This is a genomic window from Pseudomonas sp. RGM 3321 (assembly GCF_022836805.1).
In the GTDB taxonomy this organism is placed as follows: Bacteria; Pseudomonadota; Gammaproteobacteria; order Pseudomonadales; family Pseudomonadaceae; genus Aquipseudomonas.
The window spans coordinates 124,883-138,681 of sequence record NZ_JALHBH010000118.1 but is presented as its reverse complement, the minus strand read 5'-3'; the positions used below and the strand labels follow the sequence as shown (position 1 = coordinate 138,681).

The following is a 13,799-nucleotide window of genomic DNA, read 5'->3' as shown; positions in this document are numbered from 1 at the left end:
TCAAACTCAAGATTTCAATGCTTCGGCTAGTTTCGCGATCTTGCCACGAACTGAGCCATCGATAACCAGGTCGCCGGCGCGGATTACGACACCCCCTATGAGAGAGGCATCCTCCGCAGCATGCAGGCGCACTTCCCGGCCGAGCCGTGCACTGAGAACCTTGGCGAGTTTGTCTTGCTGTTCTTGGTTCAATGCGAAAGCACTGGTGACATCCACATCGACCGATTTTTCCTGCTCGGCCTTGTACAGGTCGAACAGTTCGGCGATCTCCGGCAGAAGCGGGAGGCGGTCGTTTTCAGCAACGACGTGAATGAAATTCTGTGCCTTGGCATCGAACTTTTCGCCACACACTTCAATAAAAGTGGTGGCCTTTTGTGCGCTCGTCAGTCGCGGGGCCTTGAGCATGCGCTGCATGGTGTCGTCTTGCGACACCGCAGCAGCCAGGCCGAGCATGGCTGACCAATTGGCCAGCTGCTGGTGGGCCTGCGCGTGCTCGAAGGCCGCCTTCGCGTAAGGTCGGGCCAACGTGGTCAGTTCTGCCATGATCGCCCTCGCTTAAATTTCAGCAGCCAGTTTGTTAACCAGCTCCGCGTGCGCGTTTTGATCGATTGTGGCACCCAGGATCTTCTCTGCGCCATTGACTGCCAGGCTGCCCAACTGGGCGCGCAAGGCGTCTTTGACACCGTTCAGTTCCTGCTCGATCTCGGCCTGAGCCTGGGCCTTCACACGGTCAGCTTCAACGCGCGCCGTTTCACGGGCTTCGTCGACAATCTGAGTACCGCGTTTCTTGGCTTGCTCAATGATTTCAGCTGCTTGAGCCTTAGCTTCGCGCAGTTGTTGACCCGCTTTCTCTTGGGCCAGCTCCAGGTCGCGAGCTGCTCGGGAAGCAGCGTCCAGTCCATCCGCGATCTTCTTCTGACGTTCGTGCAAAGCCGCGATGACCGGAGGCCACACGAACTTCATGCAGAAAATCACAAAAATGAAGAACGCAACGGACTGGCCAATCAGGGTTGCATTAATGTTCACGCCAACACCTCGCTCGTTCGTTGTCCATCACACCAATCAACTCGAAAATTCGAGTGATCAGCCAGCGAGTTGACCAACGAAGGGGTTCGCAAAGGTGAAGAACAGAGCGATACCAACACCGATCATGGTCACGGCGTCGAGCAGGCCCGCAACGATGAACATTTTAACTTGCAGCATTGGAACCATTTCCGGCTGACGCGCAGCGCCTTCCAGGAATTTGCCGCCCAACAGGCCGAAACCGATTGCAGTACCCAGTGCGCCCAGGCCGATCAACAGTGCAACAGCGATAGCGGTTAGACCAACTACAGTTTCCATCTTTCCTCCCGACTTTTACGTCGTATTGGTTAGGTTTTTTTAATTGAAGCGGTAAAACAAAATCGTTTCTACATCAGCCCTTGCGGGCACCGTCCCGCCGATAGCGAGACGGTCATCAGACACGTCCTGAGACGAATCTCAATGGTTATCTTCGTGAGCCATCGACAGGTAGACGATGGTCAGCATCATGAAGATGAACGCTTGCAGGGTGATGATCAGGATGTGGAAAACAGCCCACGCCCACTGCAGCACTACACCCAGACCGCTGAGCCACAACAGACCGCTGCCGAACATCACGGCGATCAGAATGAAGACCAGCTCGCCAGCATACATGTTGCCGAACAGACGCAGAGCCAAGGAGATAGGCTTGGCGATCAGCGTCACGAATTCCAGCAGGAAGTTGACCGGGATCAACAGCGCCTGAACGAACAGGTTCTTGCTGCCGAACGGGTGAAGGGTAAGTTCGCCGATGAAGCCGCCGATGCCCTTGACCTTGATGCTGTAGAAAATGATCAGTGCGAACACAGACAAGGCCATGCCCAGTGTGGCGTTCGGGTCAGTAGTCGGAACGGCACGGAAAGGAATGTGCTCGTCGCCCGAGATCAGCATCGCCAGCTGCGGAATCCAGTCCACCGGAACCAGGTCGACCGCGTTCATCAGGAAAACCCAGACGAAAATGGTCAGCGCCAGTGGTGCGATAACCACGCTGCGGCCGTGGAAACTGTCTTTCACGCTGCCGTCGACGAAATCGACCAGCACTTCGACGAAGTTCTGCAGTGCGCCAGGCTGACCGGAAGTTGCCTTCTTGGCCGCCATGCGGAAGATCAGAACGAAAATCAGACCCAACGCAACCGACCAGCCGAGGGTATCGACGTGGAAGGCCCAGAAACCCATTTCCTTGGCTTCTGCTGCGGTGTGGGCAAAGCCCCATTCGCCATTGGGCAGGTGCCCGAATGTAAGGTTCTGCAAGTGGTGCTGGATATAGCCCGAAGCTGTTTGCTCTGCCATGGTTGCCTCAAACGCCCTAAGGTCTCGAAAGTCTTGTTCTCGTAAGCAGGGGAGCGAACCAGTTGACCACCTGGATCAACATGAACACACCGAATACCGCCAGCGGTGCCAGTGGCTTCACACCTGCGAACGTCAATGCAAAAAGCACTGCCGTGAAAATCAGTTTGCCTGCCTCGCCGGCGTAGAACGACCGCACGATGGCTTGCGCTGCTCTGGCCCCGGAGAACCGGAATGCCTTGTGAGCAAAGTATAAATTGGGTAGCCAGGCTATCAGGCCTCCGCAGAGTCCCGAATATCCTGCAACGACTCCTTGCCACTGCCACAGCACCAATGCGGCCATGAGCAGCACGATCAATTGAGCCAGCAATAGCGGAAAAACCGCCAGGCGATAGAACGGCAAGCGGTCTGGCATGCGGGATTCCATCGCAACTGCTCCTTTGATGTCGGTCGCCATAATCAATAACTTGGCATAATTTGTGCCGACAAAATGCGCGCAGAGTATAGGGGCGGTTCAGCCCCTATTCAACAGTCGGGTAGTGATTTCCGACTATACGCTACAGAGCAATTGTTTCAGCGGATGTGAGCGAGCACTCCTTGCAGCTCATCCAGCGAGTTGTAACGGATGACCAATTGGCCTTTACCCTTCTGCCCGTGACGAATCTGCACTGCAGAGCCTAAACGCTCGGCCAGACGCTGTTCGAGGCGGCTGATATCAGGGTCGGCCTTGACTGGTTCGACAGCCTCCGGCTTGCCGCTCAGCCACTGCCTGACCAGTGCTTCAGTCTGGCGCACGGTAAGACCACGTGCGACAACATGTCGCGCACCTTCGACCTGCCGATCTTCACTCAGACCGAGCAAGGCACGTGCATGCCCCATTTCCAGGTCGCCGTGGGACAGCATGGTCTTGATGGCTTCAGGCAAGGCAATCAGGCGCAACAGGTTGGCCACACTGACACGCGACTTGCCGACGGCATCCGCCACCTGCTGCTGAGTCAGTTGAAACTCCTGCTGCAGGCGCTGCAGCGCCATGGCCTCCTCGATAGGATTGAGGTCTTCGCGCTGGATGTTCTCGATCAACGCCATCGCAATCGCGGTTTCGTCCGGAACATCACGGACAATCGCCGGAATCGTCTCGACGCCTGCCTGCTGGCTGGCACGCCAGCGACGTTCACCGGCGATGATTTCAAAGCGGTTGTCGCCGATAGGCCGAATCACGATCGGCTGCATCACGCCCTGTGACTTGATCGACTGCGCCAGTTCTTCGAGCGCTTGAGGATCCATGTCGCGGCGCGGCTGATACTTGCCACGCTGGATAAGGTCCAGTGGCACATGCTGCAACTCACTTGGCGGAGCCTTGACGGCCTGCTCTTCCAGCGAACTGACGGTTGGACTGCTCAGAAGTGCGTCCAACCCACGTCCGAGACCTCGTTTCTTGACGGCCATGGGAATTCCTTAGGTTGGCTGAGCGGTTTTTGCGCCGCGACGTTGACGACGAACCAGTTCACTTGCCAGGGCCAGATAGGCCAGCGCACCGCGAGACGATTTGTCATACGCCAGCACCGGCATGCCGAAACTCGGCGCCTCGGCCAGCCTGATGTTCCTCGGGATCACGGTGTCGTACAACTGCTCGCCAAAATGTTCCTTGAGCTGCGCCGAAACATCGTTGATCAGGCTCAGACGCGGGTCATACATGGTGCGCAGTAAACCTTCGATTTTCAGCTGCGGATTGAGCAGTTCAGCGATCCGCTTGATGTTATCCACAAGGTCGCTGAGACCCTCGAGAGCGAAGTACTCGCACTGCATGGGGATAATTACCCCGTCTGCCGCGACCAGTGCGTTCAGCGTCAGCATCGACAACGAGGGTGGGCAGTCGATCAGAATATAATCGTAATTTTCGCGGATCGGCGCCAGCGCATTGCGCAGACGACTCTCTTTCATCTGCATTTCCAGCAGAACCACTTCACCCGCCGTTAGATCACGGTTGGCCGGAAGCAGTTGATACCCGCCGTGTTCGGAAAACTGCATGGCCTCGCCCAGATCGCATTCGCCGATCAACAGGTCATAGACCGAGTTTTCCAGATTATGTTTATCCACACCGCTGCCCATGGTCGCATTGCCCTGGGGATCGAGATCGATCAACAGCACACGGCGTTTGGTCGCGACCAGCGACGCAGCGAGGTTGATGCATGTGGTGGTCTTGCCGACCCCACCTTTCTGGTTCGCTATCGCGAATACCTTAGCCATTCTTGCTTGTGTTCCCCGTCATGCCGTGCGGCGCAGTATCAGCAGATGGCGTTGGCCTTGGCAACCCGGAACGGTCAAGGCTTGTGCGCTATCGAGGTGAAAATCCGAGGGCAATGCTACCAGCTCATCGTCAGGATGCAGCCCTTTCATTGCCAGCCAGCGTGTATTCACGTCGCCCATATGGCGAGTCCAGCCCGTGAAGTCTTCAAGGCTGCTGAACGCACGGGAAATGATCCCGTCGAACGGCGCATCAGGCTGATAGTTTTCTGCACGGCTGTGGATAACTTCAAGATTATCCAGTTTCAGCTCAAGTTTGACCTGTGTCTGAAACCGGGTCTTCTTGCCATTGCTGTCCAGCAGCGCCACTTTGCGATCCGGAAACAGGATGGCCATGGGAATGCCAGGCATCCCACCGCCGCTGCCGACGTCGATCCAGCGTGTACCTTCGATGAAGGGCACCACACTGAGACTGTCGAGCAAATGTCTGGATACCATTTCGTCCGGGTTGCGTACAGCGGTCAGGTTGTAGGCCTTGTTCCACTTGATCAACAACGCCAGATACGCCAGCAATTGCTCGTGCTGCGCCTGACTGAGGTCAATCCCCAATTCCCGGGCGCCGGTGGATAACTCTTGGGCGTGTTTCGGGGTGACCATAGAACTCAAGCGCTTTGCTCCAACTGACGGCCGGCGCCGCGTTTTTTCAAATGAATCATCAACAACGAAATAGCCGCCGGCGTAACGCCAGGAATGCGCGAAGCCTGTCCGAGTGTTTCTGGCCGAGTTATCCCCAGCTTGCTCTGGATTTCTTTCGACAGCCCTGAAATGCCGGCGTAATCGATGTCTTCCGGCAGACGCGTATCTTCACTGGCGCGCAGACGGGCGATTTCGTCCTGCTGGCGATCAATGTAACCGGCGTATTTTGTCTTGATCTCGACCTGCTCGGCCACTTGTGGATCAGCGCAGCCCTGCCCGGTAATGGCAATCAGGCTGGCGTAGTCGATTTCCGGACGTGTCAGCAGGTTGAGCAAATTGTATTCATGGGTCAGTGGCGTGCCGAAGTGTTCGGCAATCGCATCGCCCTGCTCGGTGCCAGGGCGTACCCAGGTACTTTTCAAACGCTGTTCTTCCAGCTCGATGCTTTCACGCTTGGTGCAGAACGCAGCCCAGCGGGCGTCGTCGACCAGACCCAGCTCGCGGCCTTTTTCGGTGAGTCGCAGGTCTGCGTTGTCTTCACGCAGGATCAAACGGTATTCGGCCCTGGAGGTGAACATCCGGTAAGGCTCTTGCGTACCAAGTGTGATCAGGTCATCGACCAGAACACCGATGTACGCTTCATCGCGACGCGGGCACCAGCTGTCTCGACCCTGCGCGCGCAGTGCGGCATTGGTCCCGGCCAGCAAACCCTGGGCACCGGCCTCTTCGTAACCGGTAGTGCCGTTGATCTGGCCAGCGAAGAACAGACCGCCGATGACTTTGGTTTCCAGGCTGTATTTCAGATCACGCGGGTCGAAATAATCGTATTCGATGGCATAACCAGGGCGAACGATGTGTGCGTTTTCCATGCCGCGAATCGACTGAACGATCTGCAGTTGTACGTCGAATGGCAACGATGTGGAAATACCGTTCGGGTACAGCTCGTGCGTGGTCAAACCTTCCGGCTCGATGAAAACCTGATGGCTTTGCTTGTCGGCAAACCGGTGGATCTTGTCTTCGATCGACGGGCAGTAACGTGGACCAATACCTTCGATCACGCCGGAATACATCGGCGAGCGATCGAGGTTGGACGCAATGATTTCGTGAGTCCGCGCGTTGGTGTGCGTGATCCAGCAACTGACCTGCCGCGGATGTTGTTCTTTGCTACCCAGGAACGACATGACCGGGATAGGTGTGTCACCTGGTTGTTCTGTCATCACCGAAAAATCCACAGAACGCCCGTCAATACGTGGCGGGGTTCCGGTTTTCAAGCGGCCGACGCGCAGCGGCAGTTCACGTAGCCGGTGAGCAAGTGCGATCGATGGGGGGTCGCCGGCACGTCCGCCAGAATAGTTCTGCATACCGATGTGGATAAGTCCGCCAAGGAACGTACCGGTGGTCAACACCACCGAATCGGCAAATATGCGCATACCCATTTGGGTCACTACACCGCGCACCTGGTCCTGTTCGACGATCAGGTCATCACAGGCTTGTTGAAATATCCACAGGTTCTGCTGATTTTCCAGCGTTTCACGAATGGCTGCCTTGTACAGCACGCGATCAGCCTGCGCACGAGTAGCCCGTACAGCAGGGCCCTTGCGACTGTTCAGCACACGGAACTGGATACCACCTTTGTCAGTAGCCATGGCCATCGCACCACCGAGGGCGTCGATTTCCTTGACCAGGTGACTTTTGCCAATGCCACCGATGGCCGGGTTGCAACTCATCTGGCCGAGTGTTTCCACGTTATGGGTCAGCAGCAGAGTTTTTACACCCATACGTGCCGACGCCAGTGCGGCCTCGGTACCGGCATGACCGCCACCGATGACGATCACTTCAAAACGGGAAGGGAAATCCACCACGCACCTCGTGCCTGTTGTCGATGAGAAATTGGGATAGCTGACAAGTATAGGGACTTACCCCACCTGAATGAAACCCGCTGGACAAAATTTAACCAGCTGTGGAAAACTCACGGATAAAGAAAATAAAAAGGAAAGAAAGTTTATAAAGCCTTGTTTTTATGTTTATTCTTACTGAGCCAACTTTCTGTGGATAGATTGCTACAGGCCCTTATTTTCAATGTGTACAGAGTTTCAAAAGTCTGTGTTCAGGCGGGGATGAGGGGTTTGGATAACCGTCCTGAGCCTGTTGATAAGATAGCCACTTGTCCACAGGCGCATTTATCTTCAGGTTTGCACCCTGCTTACCCACCGGGCTAAAGGGCAGTTATTCACAGGGCTTAATCCACAAAAAAACCGCTCTTCAGAATAAATCAGGCACAGAAAATCCCTCACTCGGGCATTTCTGCTCGTCAGATTCAGGTGTCGAGGCGAAGTTAAAGGAAGAATGGCGGAGTATGTGGATAACGCTGTAGATGAGAGAGGCGTCTTGTGATGCTTGAAGGCATGACCCAAGGCGGGTCATGCCAGGTGTTAGTCTGGGGTAATCACTTGCCGATGCAGAAGCTGGAGAAGATTCTGCCAAGCAGGTCGTCTGAGCTGAATGCGCCGGTAATCTCGCCAAGCGCTTGCTGTGCCTGACGCAGATCTTCGGCCAGCAGCTCTCCAGCGCCTGCCAGCGTGAGTTGAGCCCTGCCGTGCTCCAGCGAGTCACTGGCGTGGCGCAGTGCCTCGAGGTGGCGTCGACGTGCGCTGAAGCTGCTTTCAGAGGTTTGCTCATAGCCCATGCAGGCCTTGAGGTGCTCACGCAGCAGTTCAAGCCCCTCGCCCCCTGACCTGGCGCTCAGGCTGATGGTGACATGGCCATCAACGCTGGTTTGTAGATCGACGGGGTCTCCACTCAAATCTGCCTTGTTACGGATCAGAGTGACTTTAGACGGGTCCGGACGTTGCTCAAGGAATTCGGGCCACAGTGCAAACGGGTTTGCTGCCTCGGGTGCCGTTGCATCCACAACCAGCAGAATCCGGTCAGCTTCACCGATAGCCTTGAGTGCGCGCTGCACGCCGATCATTTCCACCTGATCCTGGGTATCACGCAGGCCCGCTGTGTCCACTACATGCAACGGCATTCCATCGATGTGGATATGTTCACGCAACACATCGCGCGTAGTGCCGGCAATCTCGGTGACGATGGCCGCTTCTCTGCCCGCCAAGGCATTCAGCAAGCTGGATTTGCCTGCATTGGGACGCCCGGCAATCACAACGGTCATCCCGTCGCGTAACAAGGCACCCTGCCCCGCTTCACGCAGCACTGTGGATAACTCGGTGCGTACGTCATCGAGCATGTTCAGGACATGGCCATCGGCAAGGAAGTCGATTTCCTCCTCGGGGAAGTCGATTGCAGCTTCCACATAGATGCGCAGGCTAATCAACTTCTCAGTCAAGTTATCCACACGCCGCGAAAAAGCGCCCTGCAACGAGCGCAGTGCATTGCGCGCTGCCTGTGCAGAACTTGCCTCGATCAAGTCAGCAATGGCTTCTGCCTGGGCAAGATCGAGCTTGTCATTGAGGAACGCACGCTCACTGAATTCTCCCGGGCGTGCCAGACGGCTACCCAATTGCAGACAGCGCTGCAGCAGCATATCCAGAACGATGGGGCCGCCGTGGCCCTGAAGCTCAAGCACGTCTTCGCCGGTGAACGAGTTGGGCCCCGGAAAATACAGTGCGATACCTTCATCGAGCACCTGTCCGGCATCGTCGACAAAAGGTCCGTAATGGGCAAATCGTGGCTTGAGGGTCCGACCGATAATGGCTTCGGCGGCCTTGCTCGCCAGAGGACCTGACACCCGGACGATACCGACACCGCCACGCCCTTGGGCTGTGGCGATGGCGGCAATGGTTTCACGAGGAACGTTCATGCTCCGGCTCCCGGACAAATGACAGATAGCAAAACGCCCCACGAGGGGGCGTTTTGTAGAACTTATTCACAGGTTAGATCAGGCAGCTGCTTTCTTGGTAGCTGCTTCGATCTTGCGCGTGATGTAAGCCTGCTGAGCAATCGACAGAGTGTTGTTCACAACCCAGTACAGAACCAGACCGGCAGGGAACCACAGGAAGAAGAACGTGAAGATGATTGGCATCATTTTCATGACCTTGGCCTGCATCGGGTCCGGCGGAGTCGGGTTCAGACGCTGCTGGATGAACATCGTCGCGCCCATGATGATCGGCAGGATGAAGAACGGGTCTTTGATCGACAGATCGGTTATCCACAGGATCCAGGGAGCCTGACGCATTTCCACGCTTTCCAGGAGTACCCAGTACAGCGAAAGGAAAACCGGCATCTGGACAAGAATCGGCAAGCATCCACCCAGTGGGTTGATCTTTTCTTTCTTGTACAGCTCCATCATTGCCTGGGACATCTTCTGGCGATCATCGCCATGTTGTTCTTTCAGCAGTGCAAGCTTCGGAGCCACGGCGCGCATGCGTGCCATTGACTTGTAGCTGGCTGCAGACAGCGGGAAGAACAGGCCTTTGATCAGCATGGTCAGGACAATGATCGACCAGCCCCAGTTGCCGAGGATGGCGTGGATATGTTGCAGCAGCCAGAAGATAGGCTGGGCAATGAACCATAGGAAACCATAATCGACGGTCAGCTCCAGACCTGGGGATAACTCTTTGAGTACCGCCTGGCTTTTCGGACCTGCATACAGGGTAGCGCTGGTTTCACCTTGTGTACCGGGTGCAACCGACAGAGTCGGGCTGGTGAAGCCGATGATGTAGTTGCCCTGGCTGTCTTTACGGGTCTGAACAGCGTTGGTGGCGTTGTGATCCGGAATCCACGCAGTCACGAAGTAGTGCTGCAGCCATGCAACCCAACCGCCCTGGACAGTTTCCTTGACCTGGCCCTTGTCGATATCTTTCATCGACACTTTCTTATACGGCTCGGCCGCAGTCCACAGGGCAGCACCCAGGTAGGTAGCCGTGCCGGTAGCAGTCGTCGAAGAAGGATCGGAGCTGGCATCGCGCTTTAATTGCGCGAACAGATTACCGGACCAGGGTTGTGCGCTCTGGTTATCCACAACATAGGTCATGACCAGATCGTACAGACCGCGCTTGAACGTGAAGCGCTTGATGTAGTTGACGCCGTTTTCCGAGAATTTCAGATCCACGACCATCGTTTCCTGGCCATCAGCCAGTTGATAAGTCTTTTGTGTGGAGGTGTAAACCGGACGACCGGCAGCGCGTGCATCAGGACCATTCGTTCCAGTCAGGCCGCTTTGGGCCAAAAAGGTACGCTCGCCGCCATTATCAAACAGCTGGAATGGAACATCAGGACGATCCTGACGACGCGGGTACAGAGGCAAACGAAGCTGAACGACGTCACCACCCACCGGATCGATCGCCAGATCGAGCACATCGGTCTTGACGTGGATAAGGTCTTTGCTGGCTACGGCCGGAGTTTCAAGAGGTGCTGCAGCCGTATTGGCCGTAGCGCTTGCGCTTGGAACATCGGCACTTGCAGAACCATTAGTACCAGCGGCCGTATCCGGAATACCCGGTGCGGTGGTGCTGGCTGCAACATTCTGGGTCGGCATGGCAGCCTGGCCATAGTCTTGGTTCCATTTCAGAACCCCGACGTAGGTCACGATTGCCAGGGCGACGATCAGGATCGTGCGTTTAATATCCATGATTACTCGGCCATCGAAGAAGAACGGGAGGTGGGGACAGCTGGAACCGGGTCATAACCACCGGGATTCCATGGGTGACAGCGACCCAGGCGACGAATTGACAGCCAGCCACCGCGCAAAAGGCCATGATTTTCGATGGCTTCATACGCGTAGCAGGAGCAACTGGGGTAGAAACGACAGTGACTGGCCATCAGCGGGCTAATGGCATAGCGATAAAACTGGATCGGAACGAGTGCCAGTTTACGCATCTGGACTGTCTACCCCTGCAGGTTCGGATTTTTCTTCCGGAATGGGTCGGCTACGGGCCAGACGTTTCCAGAGCTTGCCGAAATGCTGAATCAGTTCAGGGTTTTCTACGTCACCCAAACCTTTACGCGCGACGATAACGATATCCCAACCGACCAAACTGTCTTGGTGTTGGCGAAATGATTCGCGCATTAGGCGTTTCAAGCGATTGCGCTCGACGGAGAGCTTCACGCTCTTTTTACCTATCACCAGCCCCAGACGGGGATGATCAAGGTCGTTATTGCGCGCAAGGAGCAGGAGATTTTTCCCCGGAACCTTGCCGGTAGGGGAGTCAAAGACTGCCTTGAAATGCCGGGGAGTCAGCAAACGCTTTTCCCGACTGAAGTCTCGACTCACCTCCTGTGCCGATTTATCAAACTGCCAGACGCTTACGGCCTTTGGCACGACGACGCGAAAGGACTGCGCGGCCGTTTTTGGTGGCCATACGTGCACGGAAACCGTGGGTGCGGGCGCGCTTGATAGTGCTGGGTTGGAAAGTACGTTTCATGGCGTGTTACCTGGTTCGTCCACTACGGGCCGGAATGGCCCCCGTTTTAAGAGACCGGGGATTCTAGAGAAAGGAGGCCCGCAGGTCAATTTCCAACCAGCTTTTCTTCATACGCGTCTTTTATAGGCAATTTTCCTCTGGAACCCGTTTTGGAGCAGTCAGGCTCTGGTCAGTTATAGAAATAAAAAGAAGAGAGTATTTAAAGCTTCTTTATAAAGCTTATAACTCTTACGTAGACATTTTCTGTGGATAAAATCCTACAGGCCTTATAATTCAATGTGTACAGCGAAAAGAAAAGTTGTCTAGAAGCGGTGCCTTGCCTGTGCCGCACTGTCGGAAAAGCTGTGCATGGAATGCGGTTTTATCCATAGGCGAGTTATGCACAGAGTTTAGTCCTGACTTATGCAATGGGCTGAAGATGGGTTATCCACAGGGCTCAGGATTTGACCGTTTGTCGTGTGACCACTCTATAAATCGTTGATTTATAGCTGTCTGTGAGCAACCTACATGTGGATAAGTCGTCTGCGGATCGTTACAATGGCGGCTGTTTTTGCCTCACCGGCTTTCAACTCAGGGGATATCCGTGTCAGTGGAACTTTGGCAGCAGTGCGTGGAGCTTTTGCGCGATGAGCTGCCTGCCCAGCAATTCAACACTTGGATCCGTCCGCTACAGGTCGAAGCCGAAGGCGACGAGTTGCGTGTGTACGCACCGAACCGTTTTGTTCTCGATTGGGTCAACGAAAAATACCTCGGCCGTTTGCTGGAGCTTCTGGGCGAGCATGGTCAAGGCATGGCGCCTGCTCTTTCCTTATTAATAGGAAGCAAGCGCAGCTCTGCACCGCGTGCCGCTCCGAATGCGCCATTGGCCGCCGCAGCGTCCCAGGCGCTGTCTGCCAATTCGGTCAGCAGCGTCTCGTCGTCTGCGCCCGCCATGGCTGCACCGGCTGCTCCTGTCGCGATGCCTGCACCGGCTCAGAACGTTGCAACACACGACGAGCCTTCACGCGACAGCTTCGACCCAATGGCCGGCGCCAGCTCGCAACAGGCACCCGCTCGTGCGGAGCAACGTACCGTGCAGGTTGAAGGCGCGCTCAAGCACACCAGTTACCTGAACCGTACGTTCACATTCGAGAATTTCGTCGAGGGTAAGTCCAACCAGTTGGCACGCGCCGCAGCCTGGCAGGTTGCCGATAATCCCAAGCACGGCTACAACCCGCTGTTCCTTTACGGTGGCGTAGGTCTTGGTAAAACTCACTTGATGCATGCTGTGGGTAACCACCTGCTGAAGAAGAACCCGAACGCCAAGGTTGTCTACCTGCATTCGGAGCGCTTCGTCGCAGACATGGTCAAGGCCTTGCAGCTCAATGCAATCAACGAGTTCAAGCGCTTTTACCGTTCAGTCGATGCACTGCTGATCGATGACATTCAATTTTTTGCTCGCAAGGAACGGTCTCAGGAAGAGTTTTTCCACACGTTCAACGCGCTGCTGGAAGGTGGGCAACAGGTCATTCTGACCAGCGACCGCTATCCGAAAGAAATCGAAGGCCTTGAAGAACGTCTCAAGTCGCGTTTCGGCTGGGGTCTGACGGTTGCTGTCGAGCCTCCGGAGCTGGAAACCCGCGTGGCTATCCTCATGAAGAAAGCGGATCAGGCCAAGGTCGATCTGCCTCATGACGCGGCGTTCTTCATTGCCCAGCGGATTCGCTCCAACGTTCGAGAGCTGGAGGGCGCGCTCAAGCGCGTCATCGCTCACTCGCACTTCATGGGTCGCGACATCACCATTGAACTGATTCGCGAATCGCTGAAAGATTTGCTGGCGTTGCAGGACAAGCTGGTGAGTGTGGATAACATTCAGCGCACTGTCGCCGAGTACTACAAGATAAAGATCTCCGATCTGCTGTCCAAGCGACGGTCCCGTTCTGTTGCCCGGCCTCGCCAGGTGGCGATGGCGCTTTCCAAGGAACTCACCAACCACAGTCTTCCGGAAATCGGTGACGTATTTGGTGGTCGGGACCATACGACTGTTTTGCACGCTTGCAGAAAGATCAACGAGCTCAAGGAATCCGATGCGGATATCCGCGAGGACTACAAGAACCTGCTGCGCACTCTGACTACGTGATAACGCCAGTGCAG

At 55.7% G+C, this 13,799-nt stretch carries 15 protein-coding genes; 1 reads left to right on the top strand and 14 read right to left on the bottom strand.

What is annotated here, in order from left to right:
* Window positions 1–6: 6 nt before the first annotated feature.
* The 14 genes from RGM3321_RS22170 to rpmH all read right to left on the bottom strand — a co-directional run bounded on the left by RGM3321_RS22170 (window position 7) and on the right by rpmH (window position 11,666).
* Window positions 7–543, bottom strand: coding sequence for a F0F1 ATP synthase subunit delta (locus tag RGM3321_RS22170; RefSeq protein ID WP_003315956.1), 537 nt, complete (start codon window positions 541–543; stop codon window positions 7–9).
* 12 nt (window positions 544–555) lie between these two features.
* The gene (locus RGM3321_RS22165) at window positions 556–1,026 is read right to left on the bottom strand and encodes a F0F1 ATP synthase subunit B (RefSeq protein WP_002555986.1); all 471 of its coding nucleotides are present in this window, start codon (window positions 1,024–1,026) and stop codon (window positions 556–558) included.
* Between the two features lie 57 nt (window positions 1,027–1,083).
* A complete protein-coding gene (gene atpE, locus RGM3321_RS22160; protein WP_002555987.1) occupies window positions 1,084–1,341 on the bottom strand; it encodes a F0F1 ATP synthase subunit C in 258 nt (85 codons plus the stop codon).
* Window positions 1,342–1,479: 138 nt separating this feature from the next.
* Complete coding sequence (gene atpB / locus RGM3321_RS22155; RefSeq protein ID WP_244394843.1) at window positions 1,480–2,349, bottom strand: F0F1 ATP synthase subunit A; 870 nt, start codon at window positions 2,347–2,349, stop codon at window positions 1,480–1,482.
* Window positions 2,350–2,365: 16 nt separating this feature from the next.
* Window positions 2,366–2,773: a F0F1 ATP synthase subunit I gene (locus RGM3321_RS22150; RefSeq protein ID WP_002555989.1), complete on the bottom strand. Its 408-nt coding sequence runs from the start codon at window positions 2,771–2,773 to the stop codon at window positions 2,366–2,368.
* A gap of 146 nt (window positions 2,774–2,919) precedes the next feature.
* Window positions 2,920–3,792, bottom strand: coding sequence for a ParB/RepB/Spo0J family partition protein (locus RGM3321_RS22145; RefSeq protein WP_244394842.1), 873 nt, complete (start codon window positions 3,790–3,792; stop codon window positions 2,920–2,922).
* 9 nt (window positions 3,793–3,801) lie between these two features.
* Window positions 3,802–4,593, bottom strand: a complete 792-nt coding sequence (locus RGM3321_RS22140; protein WP_002555991.1) for a ParA family protein — start codon at window positions 4,591–4,593, stop codon at window positions 3,802–3,804.
* Window positions 4,594–4,611: 18 nt separating this feature from the next.
* Window positions 4,612–5,256, bottom strand: coding sequence for a 16S rRNA (guanine(527)-N(7))-methyltransferase RsmG (gene rsmG, locus RGM3321_RS22135; protein WP_244394841.1), 645 nt, complete (start codon window positions 5,254–5,256; stop codon window positions 4,612–4,614).
* Window positions 5,253–7,145 carry a tRNA uridine-5-carboxymethylaminomethyl(34) synthesis enzyme MnmG gene (gene mnmG, locus RGM3321_RS22130; RefSeq protein WP_244394840.1) on the bottom strand — a complete coding sequence of 631 codons (1,893 nt, stop codon included), beginning with the start codon at window positions 7,143–7,145 and terminating at the stop codon, window positions 5,253–5,255. Before mnmG ends, rsmG begins: the two co-directional genes overlap by 4 nt.
* Window positions 7,146–7,732: 587 nt before the next feature.
* The gene (gene mnmE / locus RGM3321_RS22125) at window positions 7,733–9,103 is read right to left on the bottom strand and encodes a tRNA uridine-5-carboxymethylaminomethyl(34) synthesis GTPase MnmE (RefSeq protein WP_244394839.1); all 1,371 of its coding nucleotides are present in this window, start codon (window positions 9,101–9,103) and stop codon (window positions 7,733–7,735) included.
* A 78-nt stretch (window positions 9,104–9,181) separates the two neighbouring features.
* Window positions 9,182–10,873 carry a membrane protein insertase YidC gene (yidC, locus tag RGM3321_RS22120; protein ID WP_244394838.1) on the bottom strand — a complete coding sequence of 564 codons (1,692 nt, stop codon included), beginning with the start codon at window positions 10,871–10,873 and terminating at the stop codon, window positions 9,182–9,184.
* 2 nt (window positions 10,874–10,875) lie between these two features.
* Window positions 10,876–11,121, bottom strand: coding sequence for a membrane protein insertion efficiency factor YidD (gene yidD, locus RGM3321_RS22115; protein WP_002551313.1), 246 nt, complete (start codon window positions 11,119–11,121; stop codon window positions 10,876–10,878).
* The gene (gene rnpA, locus RGM3321_RS22110) at window positions 11,114–11,515 is read right to left on the bottom strand and encodes a ribonuclease P protein component (RefSeq protein WP_002551314.1); all 402 of its coding nucleotides are present in this window, start codon (window positions 11,513–11,515) and stop codon (window positions 11,114–11,116) included. The genes yidD and rnpA overlap by 8 nt, the downstream gene beginning before the upstream one ends.
* Before the next feature lie 16 nt (window positions 11,516–11,531).
* On the bottom strand, window positions 11,532–11,666 hold the full coding sequence (gene rpmH / locus RGM3321_RS22105; protein WP_002551315.1) for a 50S ribosomal protein L34: 135 nt from the start codon (window positions 11,664–11,666) through the stop codon (window positions 11,532–11,534).
* Between the two features lie 583 nt (window positions 11,667–12,249).
* On the opposite strand from rpmH, the gene dnaA reads away from it, so the two are divergent.
* Complete coding sequence (gene dnaA, locus RGM3321_RS22100; protein WP_058407678.1) at window positions 12,250–13,785, top strand: chromosomal replication initiator protein DnaA; 1,536 nt, start codon at window positions 12,250–12,252, stop codon at window positions 13,783–13,785.
* The last annotated feature ends 14 nt before the right edge of the window (window positions 13,786–13,799 follow it).